General features: G+C 39.0%; 17 protein-coding genes. 5 read left to right on the top strand and 12 right to left on the bottom strand.

From position 1 onward, the window contains the following. Window positions 1-58 precede the first annotated feature (58 nt). Window positions 59-880: an alpha/beta fold hydrolase gene (locus HWV00_RS07560; protein ID WP_211685490.1), complete on the top strand. Its 822-nt coding sequence runs from the start codon at window positions 59-61 to the stop codon at window positions 878-880. A 53-nt stretch (window positions 881-933) separates the two neighbouring features. Here the strand turns inward: HWV00_RS07560 and HWV00_RS07555 are convergent, their stop codons facing one another. Then, window positions 934-3,183 carry an ATP-binding protein gene (locus HWV00_RS07555; RefSeq protein WP_211685489.1) on the bottom strand — a complete coding sequence of 750 codons (2,250 nt, stop codon included), beginning with the start codon at window positions 3,181-3,183 and terminating at the stop codon, window positions 934-936. A 283-nt stretch (window positions 3,184-3,466) separates the two neighbouring features. After that, window positions 3,467-6,637: an EAL domain-containing protein gene (locus HWV00_RS07550; protein ID WP_255554957.1), complete on the bottom strand. Its 3,171-nt coding sequence runs from the start codon at window positions 6,635-6,637 to the stop codon at window positions 3,467-3,469. Between the two features lie 314 nt (window positions 6,638-6,951). On the opposite strand from HWV00_RS07550, the gene HWV00_RS07545 reads away from it, so the two are divergent. The 3 genes from HWV00_RS07545 (at window position 6,952) to HWV00_RS07535 (ending at window position 12,147) form a co-directional block, all read left to right on the top strand. Continuing rightward, window positions 6,952-7,806 (top strand): PfkB family carbohydrate kinase, encoded by an 855-nt coding sequence (locus HWV00_RS07545; RefSeq protein ID WP_211685488.1) that lies wholly within the window; start codon window positions 6,952-6,954, stop codon window positions 7,804-7,806. 145 nt (window positions 7,807-7,951) lie between these two features. Beyond that, the gene (locus tag HWV00_RS07540) at window positions 7,952-9,577 is read left to right on the top strand and encodes a DUF1566 domain-containing protein (protein WP_211685487.1); all 1,626 of its coding nucleotides are present in this window, start codon (window positions 7,952-7,954) and stop codon (window positions 9,575-9,577) included. Further along, window positions 9,577-12,147 (top strand): cytochrome c peroxidase, encoded by a 2,571-nt coding sequence (locus HWV00_RS07535; RefSeq protein ID WP_211685486.1) that lies wholly within the window; start codon window positions 9,577-9,579, stop codon window positions 12,145-12,147. The genes HWV00_RS07540 and HWV00_RS07535 overlap by 1 nt, the downstream gene beginning before the upstream one ends. Before the next feature lie 89 nt (window positions 12,148-12,236). Here the strand turns inward: HWV00_RS07535 and HWV00_RS07530 are convergent, their stop codons facing one another. From HWV00_RS07530 to HWV00_RS07490, 10 genes are all read right to left on the bottom strand, one after another. After that, the gene (locus tag HWV00_RS07530; protein ID WP_211685485.1) at window positions 12,237-12,884 is read right to left on the bottom strand and encodes a hypothetical protein; all 648 of its coding nucleotides are present in this window, start codon (window positions 12,882-12,884) and stop codon (window positions 12,237-12,239) included. 233 nt (window positions 12,885-13,117) lie between these two features. After that, entirely contained in the window at window positions 13,118-13,642 is a 525-nt protein-coding gene (locus HWV00_RS07525; protein ID WP_211685484.1) for a glycoside hydrolase family 108 protein, read from the bottom strand. A gap of 181 nt (window positions 13,643-13,823) precedes the next feature. Further along, window positions 13,824-15,281 (bottom strand): hypothetical protein, encoded by a 1,458-nt coding sequence (locus HWV00_RS07520; RefSeq protein ID WP_211685483.1) that lies wholly within the window; start codon window positions 15,279-15,281, stop codon window positions 13,824-13,826. An 858-nt stretch (window positions 15,282-16,139) separates the two neighbouring features. Continuing rightward, window positions 16,140-17,048 carry a DUF726 domain-containing protein gene (locus HWV00_RS07515; RefSeq protein ID WP_211685482.1) on the bottom strand — a complete coding sequence of 303 codons (909 nt, stop codon included), beginning with the start codon at window positions 17,046-17,048 and terminating at the stop codon, window positions 16,140-16,142. Between the two features lie 212 nt (window positions 17,049-17,260). Beyond that, window positions 17,261-17,509, bottom strand: a complete 249-nt coding sequence (locus HWV00_RS07510) for a hypothetical protein (RefSeq protein WP_211685481.1) — start codon at window positions 17,507-17,509, stop codon at window positions 17,261-17,263. A gap of 136 nt (window positions 17,510-17,645) precedes the next feature. Further along, the gene (locus HWV00_RS07505) at window positions 17,646-21,746 is read right to left on the bottom strand and encodes a DUF3320 domain-containing protein (protein ID WP_211685480.1); all 4,101 of its coding nucleotides are present in this window, start codon (window positions 21,744-21,746) and stop codon (window positions 17,646-17,648) included. Window positions 21,747-21,770: 24 nt separating this feature from the next. Continuing rightward, window positions 21,771-22,448, bottom strand: coding sequence for a DUF4011 domain-containing protein (locus tag HWV00_RS07500; protein ID WP_211685479.1), 678 nt, complete (start codon window positions 22,446-22,448; stop codon window positions 21,771-21,773). A gap of 102 nt (window positions 22,449-22,550) precedes the next feature. Beyond that, window positions 22,551-22,679, bottom strand: coding sequence for a hypothetical protein (locus tag HWV00_RS21430; protein WP_255418839.1), 129 nt, complete (start codon window positions 22,677-22,679; stop codon window positions 22,551-22,553). Between the two features lie 315 nt (window positions 22,680-22,994). After that, window positions 22,995-24,719 (bottom strand): methyltransferase domain-containing protein, encoded by a 1,725-nt coding sequence (locus HWV00_RS07495; protein ID WP_211685478.1) that lies wholly within the window; start codon window positions 24,717-24,719, stop codon window positions 22,995-22,997. Between the two features lie 81 nt (window positions 24,720-24,800). Beyond that, window positions 24,801-24,995 carry a YwbE family protein gene (locus HWV00_RS07490; protein ID WP_211685477.1) on the bottom strand — a complete coding sequence of 65 codons (195 nt, stop codon included), beginning with the start codon at window positions 24,993-24,995 and terminating at the stop codon, window positions 24,801-24,803. 298 nt (window positions 24,996-25,293) lie between these two features. Here HWV00_RS07490 and HWV00_RS07485 point away from each other — a divergent pair, with 298 nt between their 5' ends. After that, the gene (locus HWV00_RS07485) at window positions 25,294-25,803 is read left to right on the top strand and encodes a hypothetical protein (protein WP_211685476.1); all 510 of its coding nucleotides are present in this window, start codon (window positions 25,294-25,296) and stop codon (window positions 25,801-25,803) included. Window positions 25,804-25,814 lie beyond the last annotated feature (11 nt).

Here is a 25,814-nt window from a genome sequence, read left to right as displayed (position 1 = left end):
TTTATCTCAATTTTGCTACACTTGAATGATTACAATTCAAATTAAGACAGGACGTCATATGAATAACAAGCTAGACAATAATAATAACGTCTTACCCTGCTACTATGAACAACAAGGTAGCGGCAGCCCAATTGTGTTTATCCACGGTTCCTACGCAACGACATCAACATGGAAGAAGATAGTCCAACAGCTAGCTGAAACACACCATTGTATTTCCATCAAACTACCCGGGCACTGTGGTACACCAGATCCGAATGACTTCGCAGCACCCGATATCAATACTGAACTGCGTATTATAGAGTCAGTCGTTGCTGAGCTAACTGAACAGCCTATTCATCTTGTCGGTCATTCCTTTGGCGGCGTAGTAGCATTAGCGCTCGCACTCAAAGGGGCTGTTTCGATACGAGAGTTAACCCTATTTGAACCAGTAGCAACGTGGGTATTTAAATCTGTTGGTGATCAAGCGATGACGGCTAAGGTGAATACCTTCGTTCAAGGTTATCGTAAGGCTATTAGTAATAATGACGCTTATGTATGTGGAAAAGTGATCGATTTCTGGGGTGGTAAAGGGTCATTTGATCCCCTACCCGATTTCATCAAAGATGGGATGGTACCATTAACAGCGAACAATCATCGTCACTGGACATTATGTGAAAATACGCATAAAGCACGTGAAAACCTTAACACATTAGCTATTCCAACAAGGCTTGTTTGTGGCTCAAAATCAAACCCTGTAGCACAGGCTATTACTCGTTATTTGGGACAAGAAATCCCTAACAACAAACAATATACCATATCAGGCGCAAGTCACTTTTTAGTCACAAGTCATGCCGCTGAGTGCCTCAATATTATTGCCGATAGTTTATCAATTAAGAAGTGATATGTACTTGTAGACAATGGCAGTATCGCCTACAAGCATTACCTAACTTTTAGTTAGCTATATTTATTAATTTTCTCTCTAAATATTTCTTTCTTAAACGGCTTAGGTAAATAGTCATCCATACCAGAATCAAAACAGCGCTGGATGTCGTCTTCTAAGATACTCGCTGTTAACGCTACGATTGGAATGCGAGATAAAGAATATGTTTCTTCATATTTGCGAATACCGATTGTTGCATCAAAGCCATCCATTACCGGCATCATGCAATCCATCAAGACTAAATTAATGTCTTGATGGCGCTCAGCGTAGATATCTATCGCTTCTTGGCCATTTTTGGCCACCAGCACATCAAGCCCTAATTGATTGATATTAATCGATGCCACTTTTTGATTAATGAGATTATCTTCAACCAATAAAATCGCGCGATTGGTTTTCGAAGACACTTCATCTACATCGGATTCAATTATTAGATTAAGATCATTAATCATATTTATTAATCGAAGACCCAGCAATGGTTGCGTTATATAACCATCCACCAAATGACCATAATTAACGTGTTCGTGATGATTATGGCGAGATAATAAAATAGGCGTTTTACCGACCTTCTGACGTAATACCTGTAATTCTATTTTCGCGAGCTCAACTTCCTGCTGATTATAAATAATAATTGAGTTTGGTTTTACGCTTGCAGCGACACAATTAATATCAGCGCACTGCGTTAACGCCAAGCCACGCTGTTTTAATTCAAATTGCAAAAAATCAGTATTTTCAGCATGAATAATAATCGCACTATACTGTGATGTAGTATGTTTAGGTTGTACTTTTTCAATACCCACTTCGATGGTAAAATAGAAATCACTGCCTTCACCCTTCGTGGATGTGATAGCAATATTCCCCCCCATTAAGTTGATAATTTTTGCACTAATCGAGAGTCCTAGTCCTGTGCCGCCAAAATGACGAGTGGTATCGTTATCTTCTTGCTGAAACGCTTCGAATACTTTTTCATGCTTACTTTTATCAATACCAATACCTGTATCTTTCACCGAAAAAGACAGTGCAATATTCTCAGTATCAATCGATTTAGTCGTTAATGAGAGTACTATCTTACCACTCGCTGTAAACTTAACCGCATTAGAGGCAAGGTTCATCAGTACCTGTCTCAGTTTGTGCTCATCTAACGTCAATAGGTCTGGTAAGTCAGGGCTGATTTGTATATCAAGTTCAATCTCTTTTTCTTGTGCTTTTGCAGCAATTAATGACGCGGTATCGAACAATATTTCTTTTACATTGGATGTATGCGGCGAAATAACTAAATTACCCGACTCAATTTTTGATAAATCGAGCACATCGTTAATCAACATTAATAATGTCTGTGACGATGAATCAATCGTCGTCAGATAGTCTTTTTGAATAGGCGATAACTGCGAATCTTTTAAAATTTCAGACATCCCAATAATACCGTTTAATGGCGTTCGAATTTCATGCGACATATTCGCCAAAAATGTACTTTTTGCACGGTTGGCTTTATTGGCATTATCTTTTTCTTGCGTAATTATCGTAATATTTTGTTTTAGTTGAGTTTGCAACGCGGCAAGATGTGCAAAAGAATCTTTCATTTCATCATCGGTATTATTCTTAATACGCTTATCGTAATCACCTGCAGCGATATAACCTATATTGCGATTTAAATCATTAAGACGTGCAATAATACTGCGTTTAATCAATACATAAATACAAGTAATTGAGATGAACAAAATGGTAAATACAATTAACAGCCAAGTGAATTTTTTAAACAAGTGAATATGAAAATCATTCACCGCTTGTTCAGATGCTGCATTGATCTGATCGTACTCTTGGTTTAAGCGTTCTCTTAAAACTTGAAACTCTTGCGTAATCGCCCACGCGATAATCACTTTTGCTTCAGGGTCAGTTTCTTTCATATAATCGTCTGTTAACTGACGCCATTGAGACATTAACGAAAGAATATTATAAGTGTCCTCTTTATCAACTAAGGCAGCGTACTTATCATAACGGCTTTTAACTTGATCTAAATTATCATTGATCACCGTAAAAGACACGTCGTTAGCGTCAATCACATATTGCTGAAAAGCAGAATAAGCTTGATAGGCATCGCGGTCGGCATTTAGGATAAGGGTGCTGGCATGACGGTAGGTATTCGACTGTTGATCAACCGCTGTTTTTCCATAATCAATAAGGCGAGAGCCTTCATAAATAGAAAACAATAAACAGAATACAAAAATCCCCATAAGCAAATTTAATTTAGCGCGTATAGATATAAACATAAAAATCCTTTTAATTACACTTCTTCGCTTTGTCGGTATTTAACCTCGCTACTGTACTGCAAGTCTATGTATGACTCTGCATGCATCATGCTAAAGTATGAGCGTGAACCTAATGCTTGATGCGGTTAACTACTCTAGCATAATTTTTACATGACATAGTTGATTAAACTTACAATAGAGTTCTATTTCGAGTCATGACCTGAACCTCATCACTAATTTCAGTATAATTTATAAGAACGGAGCATTAATGGTGATTAAAAAATACTACCATCCCATTCATCAATTATATTCTTTCCAGAGGTTCAATTTCAGTTATATCTATATCAATTATCTCTATAGATGAAAGTTCTAATTTTTCAACCGCTACGGGTCTTGCAAACCAATAACCTTGGCCAAATTCGCAGCCTAATTGTGCTAAGAAATCACACTCACTTTCTTCTTCAATACCTTCTGCTACCACTTTAAGATCTAACTCTTTTGTCATTGCCACAATCGACTTAATGACTTTACGCGCATTTTCATTATCACCTATTCGAGAAATAAAACTGCGGTCAATTTTCAAATAATCAACGGGAAAATTAATCAAATATTTCAGCGATGAATAGCCCGTACCAAAATCATCTAAATGAATACGAATGCCTAGGTTGCGCAATCTAACTAATGTTTCAGCGACCAAATCGGTGTTGTCCATAAACACCCGTTCAGTGATTTCAATATGTAAGTATTCACCCGCTATATCATATTTTTGTAACTCACTCTCCACCAATTTGACTAAGTTATCAGCATGGCCAGGCGCAAACTGTTTTGACGATAAATTAATCGCAGCATGAATATAAATACCTTGCGACTGCCAAGCTTGTAACTGGATTAACGTTTGCGTGATCATCAGGTTACCAAAATCAATGACAATGCCCACTTCTTCGGCAAGATCAATAAAGTCCCCCGGATACACAAGTCCTTTTTCGGGGTGGTTCCAGCGAATTAGCGCCTCGACACCAGTAATTCTCTTGCTGTCTATTTCGAAAATTGGCTGGTAATACGAAATAAATTCATCTCGCATTAAACCACGATACAAGTCTTGCTCAAGCGACATTCGAGCCGTCACTTTTTGGTTTAATTGATGTGTGTAAAACTGGCTATTATTGCGCCCTAATTCTTTCGCGTGATACATCGCGGTATCCGCATTTTTTAGCAACGTCTCGAAATCGGTACCATCATCCGGTGTGAGTGTAATTCCGATACTCGCAGAAATAACACCATCATGCTGATTTTGTAATAGGTAGGGCTTGGATATTTCAGTGATTAACTTATCAGCTAAGACCTTCGCTTCATTAACATATTTAATCTCAGATAAGATCACGACAAATTCATCACCACCAAGTCGGCAAACGATATCAGTTGCACGTACGTGATTACGTAATCGCTCACTCACATGGCATAAGAGTTCATCGCCAGCACTATGCCCCAAACTATCATTAATCAATTTGAAGTTATCAAGATCGATAAACATAACAGCCGCCATGATACGATAGCGCTTAGAATGCTCAATAACCTGCTTTAACTTTTCCATCCCCATGTCACGGTTAGGTAGATTAGTTAATGAATCAAAGTTCGCCTTTATCCAAATCTCTTCTTCGTATTTTTTCCATTTATCTAGATTCTTTAATAAATAGATATAATGGCTGATACGATCATCTTTATCTTTAACAACCGCGACCGACATAAAAACAGAGCTATTACGGTTCGATTTATCTTTAATCTTAACTTCGCTTTCCCAGCAACCTTTAGTCAAAACAGTTTGTTTGATCAGACCATGAGTCAATTTATTATCATATTTATCAGTCAAAAAATGTAAAATGCTTTTACTTAATACATCCTGTTTTTTAAACCCTGTCATACGCGTAAAGGCAGGGTTAATCATTTCGATATTATTGTATTGATCACTAATCACCATTCCCTCGCCTGCACTATTAAAAAATGCAGTGGAAAGAAAATGCTCATGCTGGGTGACATCAATCGAGGTTACAATGTCATTAAATGTATCAACAACATCTGTTATGAGGTGCGATTCACTGTGAATATCGAGTTTTTTATTACTGCTTGCCGAATTGATTTTCTTCATTTGCTCGGTAAACATATACAGTTCTTGTAGTACTTGATGAATAGTACGATAAGCTAAGGCAACACCAATAAACACGACTGCGAATATAAGACTAACCTCAATAAGCAACTCTTGGTGTTTTTCACGTTTTACCTGTACCACCATTTCAATATATTGTTCACTTGTCGAACTAATGATTTCATCAATAATATCAATACGCTCTGTCGCCCCCTTCCACCAGTCTGCAAAACTGATATTCAGAATATCTTGACGAATTAACTCAATATTTTTTAGTGCTCGACTTTCAAGGTCAATAAAATCGTTATCAATTCTATTGACCTCTGCATTATCAATAACGTGTTTATCTAACCCATCCATCACCTGCTTGTAATGGTCCAAGATATCAAACAACACATTAATCTGCTCATTCGCATAATCCATGCTTTTATAAGCTGATAAGACGCGATATGAATCTTGGTATTGAGTCATAAACTTTTGGTAATAGACTTGGTCGCGACGTAATAAATAACCTTTAAAATAATGATTAATTAGACCAAAATAAGAGCGTGCTTCATTTAAGACGTCTTGCTTTTTACTTTCAAATTTTGCTTGGCTTATAATCTGATTTAATTTGCCATTGCGGGCATACTCTGTGATACGACTTAAATCTTGTTTAAATGTATTTGGAATCAATCGCTGTAGTTGCAAAAAAATAAGGTCTTGTTTATCACGTAGACTAAATAATTGCGAAAGTGTATTTTGATTAAAGCGGTCTGATTTATAAATACGGTGGAATGAGCCCCTTTCGATACTGGCAAACTCTTTAAACCAAACTAGCGGAATATAATAGTCCATATTAAATGACAACTGTTCACTTCGAACCTGTTCTTGCATTGCACTCACAAAGTTAAGGTTTTCAGCAATTAACTGAGTATAACGATCAAACCTAACACTATTTACACTCTCGGCTGATGTACGTATATCCGTAATAATATCTTGTTGGTTGATAATGTTTTTTTGTTGCGACAATGCTTTTACAAATGGGTGGTCTTGTACTAATTGATTAAATAAGAAAAGTTGTTGATCGGTTTGTTGGCGTTGAACAAATAGCTGCTCTTTTAGTCGAGAGCTCGGGTCAATAGTATATGCAGCACTCAATCCTCGCTCGGCCTGTATATCGTGGACAAGGGCGTTAATCGACATCGATTGCTGAATCACTAAAATAGCATTATCAGCCTCTTGAGAAGATTTAATATACTGCCAAATATAAGCACCCATAAAAACACAGATAAATACAGTGGGAAGAGCAAGCGATATAATCAACTTAGCTTTAACAGATAAGCTTCTCATCATATAATTTATAATCCTTATACAAAATATTTTAATACCTAATCCATTGATATTAAATCGTAATCAATACTCAAGATTCACTTCATACTAATACAGCCCGCATTACAAATGCAAAGTATAAAACGCTCGTTTCAATCTACAATAAAGATAATTATCAGCAAGTAACTTACGCAATGATACTTAGTGACCAAACAGTTTCAATACGCTATTTTATTGTGCTATATCACTCAATTTTATATGGTTAATGACGCTTTTACTTTCTTTTATATTTCAATAAGAGACAATTACGATCAATGTATTATTAAAGGCCATTAGTCATGTCAAATATCCTATTACTTGCCAACTTAAACTGTGATCGGGTATTACAATTAGATCGGCAGTTAGTTACAGGCGGTCGCCATTATTATGCTGACAACGGTCGACGATTAGGCGGTGGTGGGGCCAACACCGGATTGGGATTAGTCTACGCGGGACATAAAGTCGCGTTGGTGAGTCAAGTCGGTAATGATAAAACAGCAGATTGGTTATTGGCTGAAGCCAGTATTCAAGGGCTCGATTGTAGCTTATTACAACGGAATGAACTTGATACACCTGAATTATTATTAATCATGACACCGGATGGTGAGCGCACGATTATTCGTCCACAGCGACCTATTTTTACATTAGGGCCAATACCAGACTTTACACATTGGCAAGCACTCTATATTAACTCTTCTGCCGTCGGAACAGAACGCTGGGCACATGCCGCTCTAACACACACTTTAGTTATAGCGCAATTAGCAAAAGACAGCCGTGTACGCCCTTGCCACATTTTAATTTCATCTCAATCTGATATTAAACATCATGGACTAGACAATAATGACCGAGATGGTATTTGGCAATATGGACTACAGATTGCAGGACCACAATTACGCTATTTTATCATCACCAACGGAGACAAAGGCGCAATAGCTTATAGCAAAGAGACTCCTATCGTGGTTTCAGCCCTCGCAGCGAAAGTGATTGATACCACAGGTGCAGGTGACGCATTTGCCTCTGGTTTAACCCATGGGCTCTTAGCGAAGCAAGATATTGATCAAGCGATGACAACAGGTTCTGAATGGGCAGCAATCGCGGTTGCAACCTCAAGTTCAATACCAGGCAAAGAATTACAACAGCACTTAACCAAATAACCTCCCTTTCTCAAACAGCTCATCTTTCGAAAGTAGGCAATCAATTAAATGCAAATGATAACAGTTATCACTTGCATTATCTTTTATAAGTAATTATCATCCCCCACCCAATTTCCATAAAAATAAATAAAATAAACCAAATAAAATGAAAAAAACAACATTATCTATAGCTTGCATCAGCCTACTGCTCACAGCTTGTAACGGTTCTAGCTCAAATACAACACAAACAACTAAACCGGTACCTAAGCCAACGACAACAATCGCACACATTACAGCTGCGGATATAACAGCCGTATCAGCGACAGAGGTTACTTTTACAGCGCCAGGTGTTACCGCTACCAATATGAATACGGTCTCTAAGATCACCACTAATTTCGGTAGTGCACAGCTTGATATGGCTACAGGACATATTGTTTTCAAACCCTATGCTGACTTAACGTCAAGCCCGTTAAGTGCTGAAATCATTGCCGCTCAACTTAATTATAAATTTGAAATTAGTTATCAAGTAGATAACAGTATTTATAAGCTTGATGGTTCCGTATTACCGTTATATAACGATAAATCGAATACTCCTGTCATACGTTTCAGTAAAGTAAGCTTAGATGGCACCGTGTTATCGCCAGAAGATCAGGCTCGACCAGCCAATACCAGTGACTGGAGTTGCGTCACCGATAATAGCAGTGAACTCATGTGGCAAGCACCGCAAGCAAATGGCCCATATGCATTTGATGCAACTTATTACTGGGGCGATCGCGTCATTAATAACCGAGACTATGACGAATCAAGCTGCACACTTGATGGTAACTGTAATACCGATAACCTCGTCGCCGAAGCAAACAAGCAACAACTTTGCGGCCGTTCAGATTGGCGCTTAGCAACACGCACAGAATGGCAGACGCTGCTCGATAAAAAGTTATTTGATGAAGACAGCAAACAGTCTCCAATCAACAATTTCTACTTCCCTTATGTTGACTCTAATTACGATGAAGCATATTGGACTAATTCATTCACCATTTATCCAAATGGCCATGATACAAATCCTGCAGATAATGATTGGAAAGGTTCAAACGCGCTTGTAGGTGATGCTCATGTGATGTGGATGGGTGAAGATTTTGACTTTGCAAATATGCCGCCACGTTCAACAAACGAACCCCATTTTACAATGTTAGTGAACGGCACTGTTATTCCAGATAAAAAAGACAATGACGTACCGCCTTTAACGACGACATTATCACCACAAGATGTAGCAAAAGATATTGACGAAAATAGCACTTGGACATCTCGCTTTGTAAAGCATGGTTCACTTGGCCAAGTACTCGCGACACAAGAAGCGACAACATGGGGTTGTACATCAGATCAAGCATATAAATCAGCGTTACCAAACACGCAGATTTTATGGCAACGCATTAATAAAAATGCTCCGCTGAAAACCTATGCTGAAGCGGTTAAATACGTAGATCAAGTTAACCAAATTGCCTCTTGTGGACAAACAAACTGGCGCTTACCAACAGAAAATGAGTTAAAAAGCCTACTTGTAAATACACCTGCATGGGGTTATCCAAGTTTACGTGCAAGCTATGTGACCAGTGTACTTGATGATACAACCGTTGATTACGACAGCTATTACTGGACCTCGACAGCTGACACATACAAACCAAAAACAAAACAAGTCGCCGTGGCATTTCAAGATTCGTTCTCTGAAAGCAGCGGTTTAGCAAACACAGAAGCGCATCGCGTACGCCTAATCTCAACAACGAGATTACAAAAATAATGAAAATCAGTACATTAAAAAGCATAAAGTGTCAGCTAGTGGTTATCACTAGCTGTGCGCTATTGGTTGCATGTGGCAGTGATAACAATGGATCGAGCAACAACAATAGCAGCAGTACCCCGCTACAACTTGCCCCTCGAATACAGTTAACACAAGGGCAGACGACAACAAAACAGTATGCCTTAACGTCAACGCAAACGTTACAGCTTATTCAACCTGGCCTATACGGTAAGGCCAGTGTACAAGGCAATACCTTTACTTATCAGGCAAACGCAGATGCGCAAGGGTCAGACCATGTCAAAATAGCCGTGGTATCAAATAATAAAGTTGAAACCGTTAATTGGCTCATTAGAATCAATAAGCCAACACCGCGTTTTACGACATTATCACTGAAAGACAAGACTAAAAGTAAAGAATGGCAGTGCATCGCCGACAGTAACATTCACCAAGGTGTCGTGTGGGCAAGTCCATTACAACCGACAATGCAAACCTATGCATGGGGTGATTGGCAGCCGACCTTGCCAGATTTCCAAGCACAATGCCAATTCACTGATCGTGATGGAAACAGCCAAGCATGCACGACAGATACACTGGTTGATTATGCGAATCAGCAAAATTGGTGCGGCCGCAATGATTGGCGTTTACCATCAAGCTACGAAATAGAAGGACTAGTCAGTGAACAAGATTATGCGTTAGATACTAACCAAGCTGCGGTTGACCCTTATTTTTTTAGTGCGACAGGCTTTGAAACTTACTGGTTAGCGGATGATGATAATCAACAATCACATGCCGACAATATTGCGCCTACGCGAGATTTTGCAAGCGGTCGCCATACTGCAGTAGTACAAAACAAGCGTAAACCTAAATCTGTCATGCTCGTGAGTGGTGTCAAACGTGATACGACACTGCCATCAGAGCAGAAAGAACCAAAAGCAGAGAAAGATAGCTTTATACGCTTAGATAATAGTGGCTTGCCATTACCTAAATCGCAACAATCTGATGACTACGCTGATGCTCCTTGGCGTTGCTTAGATGATATGCGTGGGTTAGTACGTGATAATCTCTATTTACGTGACAAGCAATTTTCAAATGTATATTGGCTAACACCAAACCCACAAGATATGACGAACACCAATCAGCAGCTATCAATACAGACAGGTGTGCCAAGTGTGCTTGCTGATATCAACCAAGCGCAACTTTGTGGCCGTCATGACTGGCGACTACCAACAGCCGATGAACTCGCAATGTTGCTCTATAAAGGCGAGCAAGATTCTGATTATAGCTTGCTATATGAAACATCGCTCAATCAACCTGAAAGTGGAGATTACTGGGTAAAAACAACGTCTGGTTATGGTTTGTATAGCTTACCTTCCACAGTGGATTTGCAACCAAAATCAACCACCGATATTGATACTGGGCGTATTTTGTTGATTGCCACTACGTTTGAAAACAGAGCGACAGAAGACCCTCGTTCGGTCAACAACCATGGTCAACCCAACTTCAACCGTTTAAGACAAGCTTACGCAAGCAATAGTGATTATTGGCCACAACCTTTTGTTGATGATCTATCAAGTTACCAAGAGCTAGGTGTTATGCCGAAGCCAGATTTTCCTAACGATAATCCTTATAGTGAATTAAAGGTAACGTTAGGCGAAAAGCTATTTTTTGACCCCTTCTTATCCCAAGCTGGTGATGTAGCATGCTCAAGTTGTCACGACCCTAAATTAGGCTGGGGTGATGGACAAGAAGTTTCTATTGGTCATGATCGTCAACGTGGTAAACGTAATGCGCCGACTATTGTAAATAGCGCGTTTTTGCCTGTTTTATTTTGGGACAGTCGTGCTGCGACATTAGAGCAGCAAGCATTAATGCCAATTCAAGACCCTCTAGAAATGGCAGAAAGCTTGCCGCGTTTACTTTCGCGACTTAATTCGCATTCAGAATACCCTGCATTGTTCAAACAAGCATTTCCCGAAAACACGGACATAACAGAACTGCAATTAGGGATGGCACTGGCGACCTTCCAACGTACCATTATTAGTAACCCAAGTCGTTTTGATACCTTTGTTACTCAGGCTGATAATTCTGGTGATACCACAGCATTGTCTGATAAAGAGTTATGGGGGTTAGATATCTTCCGTCGTAATGGCCGTTGCGTTAATTGTCATATGGGTGCTGAATTTACAGACCATAAAATGCAAAACGTCGGGCTGACTTATTACCAAGGATTTTATGAAGATTTGGGATTGTATAATGTCGATAACAACCCAAGTAGTGTGGGTAAATTCAAAACGCCGTCATTACGTGATGTGATGAACAACCATCCGTGGTTCCACAACGGCTTACTGGATACGATGGAAGGCGTTATTTCCATGTACTCTGCAGGCATGGCAGATAACGCACCTTTTGGTTGGAATAAATATGATCCGACTTATCCGGTATTATCTGAACAGATTCGCCCCTTAAATCTAACCATAGCCGAAGCGGAAGCGCTGCAAGATTTTCTTGCTACGATCACAGCGCCAACTCGCCAAAACCCTGCAACTAAAATTGAATTAGGAATTCACTAATTCCCGCAGGTTAACGATTAGGAAATAGAGGTCCTATAAGTAGGTGCTTATTATTAGCACCTACTTATTTATTTTATAAACAACGCTGATTAACGTTCGCCAACAAGGTACAGATAAGTGTGTTTAGCACTGTACTTAGGCGACATATGCACACCGTAGTAACACGGTACTTTGTGCTCACAAACCTCATTAATGACTTCAAACCCGGCATTAATTTTTCGAATCGAAATAGGTTCTTTTGTGACAATAATCATTGCAGCAGAATCCGCAATCGAATCGTTCGCAGCAAGCGTTAATGAAGAATCTTCGCAAGAGGTTTCAAAGAAACGTAATGATTTAGAATGCGATATCAATGACGAAATATCACTAATATTAAATTTGAGCAATTGATTCTGATTAAGCATGGTTGCCATATGATAAACAAAGCGTAATGCTGTTAAACTGTCACGTTTATCTAACTCATCGATATTCAACCAAATCGTCGCAATAAAGTTATCTTCGATGATCATTCGTCTGGAAAGGTAACTCGCTTTATTTTCGTGTTTTTTCTGATAAATAACGACGATCAAGTCTGATTTTAGTAAATGTGCATCCTGCGAAATTCCATCTTTCGCGGTAACATATTGCATATTGATATCATCATTATTGGCAATATCAACTAATAATGGATGTGGTTCTATGAACGATAATACGGTGATATTTGACATATTATCATTATGACGCATCGGTTGGATCATGATTATTCCCTTTTCATATTCTCAACTGGTATGAATATTATGGGATAAAAAATAACAGCTTGTCAAAAATTATACATTAAAATAGATATTCATCTCTTTAGAGGCATGTTTTTGATGGTTTACAGAATAAAATTGAGATTTAAGTGGTAATATTGACCGATAGTTAATCATTCTTTATAGTATTTTAGTGCCATCGACTGCGTTCATCATTATGACACATAGCTACAAACTATTTACGCTAAGCTCTGTAGTGTTCTATTAATCCAACCGAGTAAAAATTTATTCTGAGTTTCATTATTGCTTACAATTTTTGCATAGCGTGTAATTTTAGCTAACGCATAATGAGAAACAAAGAAGGATTCATTACAATGATTCAGTTTAGATAACGTATTTGGTCCAACAATGCCATCAGACTTGGCATCAACGACATCCTGCGCAAGCTTTATCGCAGTATAAAGGCCCGTATTAACAGAAAAATCGAATACGCTTTCTGCTATTTTTTGACTCGCGATCATGTCGCCATTTATTTTATCCCAGAAGTGACTACGATAAAATTGGTAAACTAACTCCGTAACCTGTGGGTTTTGTTGTCCATCAACCCCGTGATTTTTTAATAATCGCCAACCCGGCCATTGAGGATGTGCATTAGCAGAAATACCAGCAAACGTTAACCCCCCACGATCACCCGCTACATGATGTAGCTTGTAACCCCCTTCATTACTTAACATTTTTTCAAACCCAAGTTTAAAATCAGCCATATATACCACTCTTATTATTAACCGCTTGTACATTAAGAATATAAAGAATGACATTGATATAGAAAAACTACTATCGGAGAAAAGTCGGAATTTAGCATTAAATTTAGTCATGAAAAAGCCTACGCAAATAATGTTAACTGCGTAGGCTAGTCTGTGTTGGAAATGTTACTGGTCGCTTAACTTAAGCGTCGTTAGCAATATATACTCTCGCTTTTTCTTCTCGTTTTCTCGCTAAGCTATTAAGATGCAATCCTGATAAGGTTAAAGCAATACCGGTAATAGAACCAATCAGTGCTAATGAGCCAAACCAAACTAAACCTACCAGCGTTAATGTTTCCGTTTTCACTTCTTTATAGTGATCCACATTATCAATGTAAGAAGCCATGCGATAAACCTGATTCGACAATGCTATCGTGTTCGCTTCAATTTCAACGACACGAATATCATAACGTAACTTCATATTAGCTTGCTTGATCTCTTTGATATAATCCTTCTCGCTAGAGAATTCTATATCCGCTTTATCACGCTTACTTTCTAACTCACGCAATGCCGTCACTTTGTCTTTGACTAATCGACTTTGTTTCACCGCTAAGTTTTTATTACTTGCACTTACTGCATTTCGATAGCTACGAGAAAGCTGTTTTACTTCCTCATTTTTCTGCTGGATCATGTCATCTTTTAACGCTAACAAATCAGCATAATAATTATCTAAGAACTTCACCGATTCTAAATTAGGGCTTTTCTCTTTACCAATAATCGTTTTGTTATTAATGTTATTGACCTGCTCTTCTACATAGCGGATCTTTTCATCGTAGTCTTTCTTAATCGCAGGTGAGGTAAAGAAGTTAGAATCATCTAAAGCCACTTTCCTATCAGCTGTCAACTTATCAAGCTGTGCAAGTAAACGGTTACGCTCTTTCTGTACTAGATCTGCGCCACCTTGATTACGCTCTATCGTTGACTTAAATCGTTGCTCTTTCTTCGCTGATAGCTCTTGTAACAGCTCTGACTTTTCAACTTTAAGCTGATTTAACTGCTCTCTTTTTTCTGCAAGAGAGCGTCTTAGCTGCGGCACATTTTTAGATAAACGCTGACTTCGTTTTAATTCACTCGCATATTCTGATTTATAATTCGCATTAACTTCATTTTTGTCGTTTTCAATTTTTTGCGTCTTAAGATTATAATTCTGTAATGCTATCGCAATATTTTCGTCATTAACTTGGATCTGATTTTCAATTTTACTGATCTCAATTTCACTTAAGTTAATTTTGCTATTAATCGACGAAAACGCTCTCTCAAAGCCATTCAGCAAGGTTTCAAATGTAATCAAGCACAAGAAAGCAATGATAAGCAGATACATTGGAAATGATTTACGTGAATGCCAAAGCCCAATAACAAATGGGATTTTGGTTAGTTCCACCAATGAAATCATCACAAATGGAGCCGATAAAGTGAAAGAACTCACTAAATTATCGCCACTTGACATTAATGATACCGAAATACAAAGACCGATAAATACGACGATAATCTCTACTAACCAGGCGATTTTACGTAAAAATCGACTATGTTTGCCTAGTTCATCGCCCTCATCATCCCTAATTTTACTGGTATTTGGACCAGTTCCCATGATATCGCTCATTTGTTTATAACACCTCAATAATAAATAAAATAATACTTCCACTTAGCTACTTCGATGTAACTGTTCAGCGTGAAGAATGACCACTGAATTTTCATTCATTAAAGACATAGTTAGACTACAGGTTGACTATAAAAATAAATTAACATGTATAAAACCATAACTCTATGCGCGCATACTAACGCTTACATAATCGTTACACTATGTCGTTTACGACAAAATTAGAAAATATAATATATTGATAAAGATCACGGTGAATATGAAAAACAACAACAAAAACTTATATTACAACGCAGTAAATATGTCATACCTATCCAAGTGATTGATATTCAGAATTCATTTTTATTACAAAAAAAACCATATAATTTTCGAAAAAATAAAAAGTGAACATACAATTGATAGTAGAGTAAAACTAAATCTTTGCACGCTCAAACATACACACCAACCAAATATAAAGTATAACTAACAATTTTATGTGCTTAGTGTGATATTAGCCAGTTCAAAATCCCGTAGTTTTCATTAGCGCCTATAGAAATCTTTAAACTTAAAATAATTCATTTATTATAAAAGAAAAAACTCTAATAAATCAATACGATAGAAGTACTACAAAACAATGGTAATAACTTTACACTCTGCTGTGATGATGGTGATACGAATGCCTAAAACCAAAATTTAATCGTATTAATGAAGATGGATGTGCTGATTACAGGTTAGTAATCAGATTGATATGATTAACAAATTTGTTTAATCGCCCTTTTTAGGAGCGATTAAAAACACATGAATAAACGTCAAATACAAAGTTTCGTCGAACGAAGGAGAGGAGACTTAGCTCTGTTACAAGATTAAATACTATTTTTGAGGTTATAGACACAGCATTGTTTTATTTTTAATGTTAGCCAATGCGCTGCCTAGTTTTTCATTTTTAAAATTCATATGCCCGAATGTAAATGTTGATACATCTAAGTTCATCACTTGCTCACTATGCTGATTTTCGATGCATGCAAGACCTGCGGGCGCATGATCAAATAACATCCCAGCACCATCCGCACTTTTTAATATGTCATCGTTATCGCTATAGCAGTTAATGAGCTGTAGTTCTGTATGTTTATTTAAAATAGACGACCATTGTTCAGCCTTTGCAGACACAGCGCCAGCCAGTAGGTAGCAAGTGGAAATTTGATTCGCGTCGAGGTGATTCAATGTCTGACAAGCAACCTTTGCGCCTAATGAATAACCCATGACAATTGAGCCATGTAAGCACGGATCATGCTGTATTATTTTTGCTAAATCATGCCCTGCGTGAAGTGTTTCATTAAACGATTTTTTCCAATGCCCGACGAGCTTGTCTGTCACGAGCTCCCCCACCAAGGCTGCGACACCTTCAGGTGTCATATTTATGGCTAACTTTGCAGCTTCAAGCAGTTTATCTGCGGCACTATCATCACGTGTCGCAATGCCATCGTCTCGTACTATGTCGGTAAAATACCCTGCATTCCAACGCACATGAATCACTTTATTGTTTGGATATACTTTATCAACAACACTCAGCCAATCTAATACTTCTTCACCGTCTTGCGATAAAAAACCATTAATAATAAGTACACTTGGTAACAGCCCTTCCCTCACTGTTACTAATGTAATAGATGATGATTCTCTTGCAATAAATTCTACGTCATTATTTTGAGTCAAAAAACCTTTAGCTTGTTCAACCACTTGATTTTGTTTTACGTCCTTGCCTGCACTAAATGCACCATCAAATAAACTTTTCACTATTAACTCATCCTAATAAGAACCTCACATCGAATAACGACAGAGATGTACACATCATGTGTGAATAGCAAAATACTACAAAATGAAGATTTATTCATATATCGTTTATAAATTAGTGTCTTAAAATGATATATTTCCATGCTACATCCCATTTTTTCATGGCGTATGGGAACGTGTAATGGTGGGGGGAGGTTTACAGATTTTTGATATTGTTAGATCTGTATCCACATATCGTCAATATCTGCCCCATTCCAGATCTCAACGACACGCTTTAGCGGAATATAATTCACTTCCATTATATGAGTATCCGGTACCATATCAGCAAGGGCGTCAATAATACTACCTGGGCACATACCATGATTTTCGCGCCAATAGACCTCAACCTCATCAAAGAACAATGCGCGCTGTAAATAATCGACGACTTCAGGGTCTGTTATTTGGTTATGCGAGGAGCGATTCATACAATAATCCTTAAAATTAAAAATTTATTATCTGTTCACACGTATTGAAAATAAAACAGCCTCTACATGAGGCTGTTTTAAACTAACTTAATGACTAACTTAATAACTCACTTAATAACTAGCCGCTAAGCATGACTTACGCTGTTTCTAAACTTAATACATCACCGCGAGAGTTAAGTATATTGTCCTGTACCATTTCATCCACCAGCTGGGTTAAGCGTTGTTTCATTTGCGCACTTAAATTACCAAAGCCGAGTAAGTCGATTGCTGACGCCATCGTGTCTTGTGTTAATATCGAGTAAGCGCCTTCAACAACAGTACGAATAGCTGCTTTTATCTCATCATCATGGATCAGGTCTAGTTTACGCTCACTGTTCGGTAATTCACCACGGTGACGAACAGTAAATGTGCGTAGGTCGTTTGCAATTTGAGAGCTATTTATTGCCGTACTGTTTATTACCGTACTGTTTATTACCGTACTGTTTATTTTCGTGCAGTGTGCTGCAGATAAAAGGTAATCACCATCTAAGATTACGTCACCTTTGCCCACCAATAATTGTGTCGCCGCTACGATAGAGCGGTTAATTTTAGCCCCCGAACGCGTTGAACCAACTGCTGATAGTAATCGCTGACCCACTTGCTTAATATGAATAGGTGACTCTACACTCACAATCTTAGCAATGTCTTGCGCAAGAACGCTGGTAGATACTTCAGGAATGGTATGATTCACCGTTAAATAAAGTTCAGCTAATGCACAACAGGTATAATTAACCTGATGATTAGTGCGCTCAACAGTTACACGCTCAATCGCTGCTTTCTCAACGACATGATTGTGATTAACGACAACAGCCGTATCTTTAGGTTGTACATCTAGCGCCTGATAAAAGGCAATGGATGCTTTAATGCTGTCATCTAATCGTTGTGTTTCTTTATGCGCATTACGAAACCAATCAGTACTCCAGATACGATGGAAACGCCAACCTAATCCCTCTAAAACATTTTGGCGAATACGATCACGATCACGAGCAGTTCGAGAACTATGATACGTCGCACCATCACATTCAACAGCGAGCATATAACGTCCCGGATTATTTGGGTCTCGCACTGCTATATCAATATAAAAGCCTGCACAGCCAACTTGCGGCTCTACCTTGTAACCCAATTGCTGTATCGCGTAGATAACTTCTTCTTCGAATGGCGAGTCTGGCGCTTTGCCGGTTTCTTCCTGTTTCACTAACACGCCTGTTTCAGCATATTGTAAGAAGTGTTTTAGGGCTCGCACACCAAATGGTGACGCATCACTGGTTCCCATATCGGTTGCAGTAAAGTTAGCAAATACTTCCATGGCCATGCGTGCACGTGATATCAATACGTTTAAGCGACGTTCACCACCATCACGGTTGAGTGGACCGAAGTTTAAGCCTAAGCGCCCTTCTGCTGTACGCCCATAACCAATACTAATGAAAATAGTGTCACGCTCATCACCCTGCACATTTTCCAAGTTTTTCACGAAAAAGTGCTCACCATCTTCACGGTTAGCAAAGAAGTGCTCTAACTCTGGTTGCTCCTTACGTAAGCGCTCAACTTCAAATAAGATCGCATTGCTTTGCGCGGTACTAAAGGCCACAACACCTAAGGTCATACTCGGCTTCGTTTCAGCATGTAACATGACGGCTTTTGCTACTGACTGTTCCTCACCTAAGTTAGTACGCGAATTACCCTTATCGTAACTGCTGTCAGCATCATGATTAAACGATAAACCTTTCGCCATTGGGTTAATGCCCGGCGATGGAAAAATCAATAACTGATTGTTATAAAATTCTTGATTCGATACCGCAATCAATGACTCGTGGCGACTACGATAGTGCCATTTCAACATACGTTCGGGAGTACCTGCCGATAAAAACATGCCCAAGATACTTTCCATATCAGCTGTTACACTGTTTTCAGCCTCTTCGTCATCCATCTCGAGTTGTTTACCAAAGAAGTCTGTCGGTGGCATCTGTTTAGTATCACCCACAACAATCACTTGTTTTGCTCGTAATATGGCACCAAGTGCATCTGCAACTTTGACTTGTGATGCTTCATCAAACACCACTAAATCAAACTCTACAACACCTGGCTGTAAGTAAGTCGCAATAGACATTGGGCTCATCATAAACACAGGTTTAATCTGTTGTACTGCTCTGCCCGCTTGGATAAGCAAACGACGTAACGGCAGTTGGCGACGCTTCTTATTAAATTCACGACGCAGTATTTCCACTTCACCTTTTGCGGTTGCATCAGGCTGATTTTCAAATAGACGACGGACCAACGCTTCTTGTGAAAAAGTGAACAACTGACTATCCACCTTTTTGTATTCTTCAATCACCTTTTCATGAGCAACACGATCGAAATAACGGATCTCGTCAATATTACCGTAAGCATAATTGATTAATTCACGGTAATAACTCAGTTCGAATTGCTGCTTGAGTAGCACTGGTTCATGCTGCCAATCTGCTGCGTTTAATACCCACTCAGCCAATTCAAGAGTCTGACATTCGGCTTTTAAACGATTGAAACGCGTCAACGCATAGACGTTATCTAAATCAACAGCCCACGCATGAGCGTCACCTGCAATCATCTTATCAATCGATGTTAACTGTAAACGAGACATCAGTAATGGCGCATCAATGTGCAATTGCACCGCTAACTCACTCAGGAGTGCTGTTATATCCGTTTGCAATCCCGTCAAACGCGCTACAAGTGCGTCGTCAAATTCTGCGGGTAATGGCGTTGAGACGTACGACTCCCATACATCACCATCAGTTTGTGTATTGGTTTGTTGATAACATTGCTGCAACCACCTTGCTGCGGTTTCGACATGTAGCCATTCTGTTTGGCTGCCTTGCCAATCGTTACCGATAGTGGTCACTAACACGGTGTTTTGTTCATTAAAACGTGTAGATGCACTTTTATACGCCAGTAAAGCATCAACTTGATTCAGCCAATCAACCGCATTACCTTGTAAGCCCTGTTTCATCATGCCAGCAAAACTTGCTTTTGCATTACGGTAATTGCCTGAACAGAATCGCCACCATTTACTGCCGTAATTAACCAGTGCAGCACGAACAGATAACCAATCAAAGTCGAACGCTGCATCAATAAAGGTCTCAGCCAACGTTTGTTTTTGCTTATCTAACTCAATACCTTGTGCAATAAGCTCGATTAATTTATCGCAATGCTTTAACCATAAGGCTTTACTGCAATCGATATCACCAAAATCTGGTTTTTCAATCATTGCAATAGTTTGTGCGATAACGGCATCGCAATCAGCCAACGATACGGGAACAGAAACAGATAACGTCGAAGTAACCTGCTGTACTTCCGCTATTAATTTGTTGGTATCAACAATCGCTTTATTTAAAGTACGCTTTGCTTGTTTTTGTAATATAGGTGAAAAATCATCAAGGCTAGTCGCACTGAAGCTGTTATGACTCGGTGCCTTATGCGCTTCTAAATGCGTGACTAGCTCTTGGATCTTACCTAGTGCCTGACTGTATTCACGTGCAGTCCATTGTGTCGCTAATGGTAAAGGCTGAGCCTCAATATCCATCGTCAAACGTTCAAACTTTAATGACTCGCCTAATGCTGTGACATATGATTTTTCACTGGCAAGAATAGAGGTATTCGCGGCTTCGCAATATTGGTCTAGCTTGGCACGCAGTTCCGTTAATTTGTGAATATCGTCGTGACGCGAAGGGCTTAATGGCTCGTCTTGTAATAAGCTTGATTCTAATGCTGATAACACTGATTTCTTATTGGCTTTATGGCTGTGTAGTTCCAGCACTGCATCACCCAAATGACAATTATCTAATCGACGTTTTACCACCTCTAACGCAGCCATCTTCTCGGCAACAAACAATACTTTTTTGTTATCAGCCAACGCTTGCGAGATGATGTTCGTAATAGTTTGTGATTTACCTGTTCCCGGAGGTCCTTGTATCACCAAGTTACTTCCCGCTTTCGCTGCGAGTACCGCTTCTGTTTGGCTTGAATCCGAATCCAAAACCAGATGTAACTTCTCGACGGTGTTTACATCCATATCTGCACTAGCAAGTTCAGTACGGTCAACTTCAAAACCCTCACCGAACAGTTTTGATATTACCCCGTGTTGGTGCGGTTTTTTTCCTTCTGGCCATGCTTCATCAGACAAGTCTTGATACATCTGGAATTTACCGAATGAGAAGAACCCCATTGCAATCTTGTTCGGTTCAAGTACTCATCTCGGTTCTGTTTTAATGGCTTTACTCACCTCATCAAAATATCCTTCTAAAGTAAATGCCTCATCCACTTCAAATGTAGGTAATGTAATCCCAAATTCAGATTTCAACTTGGCGGCTAAAGTTAGATTTGGGCCGAGGTCAGCATCCGTAAAGTTGATTTTAAATGATTCACCTGCTGCATTACGGGTCATCTCGACAGGGATAAGAACCAAAGGTGCATAACGCGGTTTATCTGATACATCACTTTCAAACCATTTGATAAAACCAGTCGCAAGGTAAAGCAGGTCGACGCCTTGCTCTTGAATAAAAGTCAGTGCATCTGCATTTAAACGAATCAGTTGTTGCTCTAACTGTCTTGTGGTTAGTTGCGTTTGTAATGAAGCATCAAGATGACGATCGTCCCCTTTGCTTTCTTCTAAATGTGTTTGCAGTGCTTTTAGTGTCAAGCCTGTGCTGTCATCAGCATCTTCGTCATCCAAGTCTGACGGGATAGGCAAAAAGTTCATTGCCTTCTTTTTCTCAACTAATAAATCGAATACTTGCGTTGATTTTTCATCGACAATATCTAAGGTTTTCGCTGATTTATTAAAACTGAGTAAGGTATTCCCCCGCAGTCCCATATCAAGCAATTCTTTACTGCTTTGTTGAAACTGCGCTTGGATGTCTTTTTGCATTAATGAGGCTCTTTGTTATGTATTTGCAGGTTGATTGGTCGCGTATTCTAAACGAACGGTACTAATTGCACATTGATGTAGTCGGTATTGATAAAGTATTCGCTAATCTTCTGTTAATAGATAGCCACAACCAAGGCAGTTAGCCATCAAATTAGGTGGCATGCAGATAATTAAGCCACATTTAGGACATAGATCACCTTGATTTAGGCTTGTGATTGATTTGATGTTCATCGATTTAATCTCCGTTTTCACTGAGCGTGATTACCATAAAATAACTCCCATAGTATATTTGATGCTGATCTTACTCTTTACAGGCTATTTGCCTATTTCGTTTATACAATAAATAGTTAAGAGGATATATTTAGAAAAGATAGCTTAATCAGATGTGTCATTTGTAAAAGTTTTAATACTAAACGACTTTTTAACACACCTTACTTTCATAAGCTTATAAAAATGAAGTGACCGAACTTGATGGCAGAGTACTCATCAGAACAAAGTTCATTAATATTGATTTAAATGATTTAGTACTAATGAAACTTTGGGATACTATCCCCACTCCCTCAACTGCTGCATTTCTTTCAGTCGCCCACGCTGTAACTCTAACGCTTCGAACAGATCATCGATTGAGGTGTTAGTCGTAGTGAGCCCAGGTAAGGCTATATTAGCTTCAGCAAAAAAGCGTATTGAGTCTGCTTGGTCATTATTCCAAGCTTGCTGCCACCATTCGATAATCAAAGGTTTCGCATTCTTGAGCTTTCTAGCAGTGGGCAGGCTATCACTTTTTTGGCCGTTAACTTTGCTGTCACTTGGCAGTAGATTCCAGAGGTCGTTATTCGGCCAGCGTGCGAATGGCATGCAGTGGTCAATAGCAAATTCTTGCTTTAATACTTTACCAGACCAAACACATTGCTGACTTTGTGTTTGCTGTAACAACTCAAGACGATTACGAATCTCGGTGGTATTGCGCTTTGCCTCTAACCAATCTAATGAGTTAACAATTGCTAGTTGCTGCTCAGGACTTTGGTTACCTTGATAGCCTTTCATCGTTTTCATCCATTCACTGACAAGCACAGGTTCAACCCAACACGCATAACGTGCAAAGGCATTCCATACTGTTTCAGGTAGTGAAAACTCACCCCATTGCGATAAAGACTCCATATCTAAAAATAAGCTGTCTTTGGCTCGTACCGTTTTACTTTCCACTTCAAATACACTGACATCACTGTTAGGCAAGGTTATATATTTACAGGGCATGTTTTTAATATTACTTACAGCCGCTGTTAACGTCCGGTGTAATGCATTTGCATCCTTTCCAACAAAGAGATGGCCAATACGATAATCTGTCGCTGAACGATGAGTTAATTGATGCCAACCATCCTCTTTCATGAATCCCATATTCGGTTTTTTATTTGGGGTTTGGTATAAGCCATGCTGGTCAATAAGGATCTTGTATTGATGACACCAATATAATGCCACCAGCCCCACAGGTAATATAACTCGGCTACCTTGCAAAGTATGCTCTCGGCGGATGACTGCCCCCGGGTGACCATCAGCAATACGTAATAATACGCGCATTAATGCCAATTTATGTGTCGCTGCTTTACCATCATTCAATGCTACATGACGAATAAAGGGAAATGCACCCGAACCATCGTCAGGTAACTGTAATACCACTGTTTGCCAATGCACAGTATCACGACCAAGTTTGTCGCTATCATGCTCAGTTTTAAGTACAACAGATAGCCCAACGGTCTTCGCCAATAACTCTAACTCTTCGGTGCTAACATCATGCATTTTACGTTCATCACCACTAGGGCCATGACGCAGAGATATAACTAATTTCGCACCTGGCTTAAGTAGGTTAGCTAATTTACGAATCGCACGAGATCGTTCGCTTTTAGGGATGTGCATCCACACAGCGCTGAGTAGGATTAGATCAAAACTGACTTCTTGGCGGCTAACAACATCTAGTGCAGGTAATGAGTCTTCTACCCACTTTACATTTAAACCTTGCGTTTGTTGCTGACCAATTTCAGCTAATAGCTTAGCTGGTTCCACAGCAACAATGCTGATGTCGTTTACTTGCCCCTGCTCAGCAAGATATTTACTATCACGCCCAGCTCCAGCACCTAAATCAAGAATACGCGCGTTAGATTTTTTTAAAATTGGAGGTAAGAATTCAGCCCATGCAGCATGTACTTCTTCGAAGGATTTTGATAGATATTGATCTGCTAACTGTTGAGCATTAACATCATAAAAATTGGCGTGCATAGCTAATCTTAACCTCAGATTTGAATGCGTGGAGACTGAGGTAGATTAGCATAATCAGTATTCTAAATATAGGTAAGGGCCCTACTCCTTAACAATCTTAACCCTACCCACATCGCCATTTTCTAAACGCACTTTAATACCGTGTGGATGATTTGGCGAATTAGTTAAAATGTCTTTTACTATCCCATCAGTCAAATTACCACTGCGTTGGTCTTGCTTTAATACAATCGATACCGCTAAACCTTTCTTAATATTCGTTCTGTTTGTGCCGTTCATAGTCATTTCCAATTAGATTTACTTAATGCGTTATTTTGTCTTATGCTTTAACACTACGTCAATACATGATCATTTCTTCTTTCTCCGATATTTGCATCCAACTTTGCATTGCAAAATGCGAATCAATAAAGCACAAATCCACACTAAAAACATAAGTCATTGTTTAATATAGCAATGACAAACTGGCACCCGCTTTGCAATAACCCTTACAAGATTCGGGGTAAACGTAATATGGATTTTCAATTTCTAAAATCTTGAGTTTTGCATTTACCGAAAATGATGAAATAAGGTGTAAACTATGAAGAAAACTCCCCTTGTATTATTTGTAACATCTATATTACTGGCCGGTTGTGGCAGTGGTGACTCTAGCCCAAATGGGAATGCAAGCAACTCCGGTACAGGTGGCCATGTAAATGGTAACTCAGGGTCTGCGCCAGCTGCTTTTTCAGATACGATAATTCCGACAGGCTTTGATTGGTCAATGGAAAACTCAGAAGTAATTAATTTAAAACACGTCAGCACAATTAGCCAAGCAAGTGGTATACCGCTTGATTACGCCGGTGAATTTTACATTGAAGTCTACAGCATAGATGAAAACAACGACACAAGTGCAGATCCCATCTTAAAAGCAATGACCAACAGAGAAGGTGAAGCGAAGGTACTGCTAACACTTTTAAATTCATGGAAAGGCATTACAGTCAAAACTAAAATAGAAGACTCCGTTTGCATTAATACAGTATATAAAGAACAAATAACAACAACGCTGGCGTTAGGTTGCGATGTGGTTCTTGATTCTGACTTATTATAAAAGGTAGATAT

The organism is Moritella sp. 24, assembly GCF_018219155.1.
Taxonomy (GTDB): Bacteria; Pseudomonadota; Gammaproteobacteria; order Enterobacterales; family Moritellaceae; genus Moritella.
This window is presented reverse-complemented; position numbering and strand designations above follow the sequence as displayed.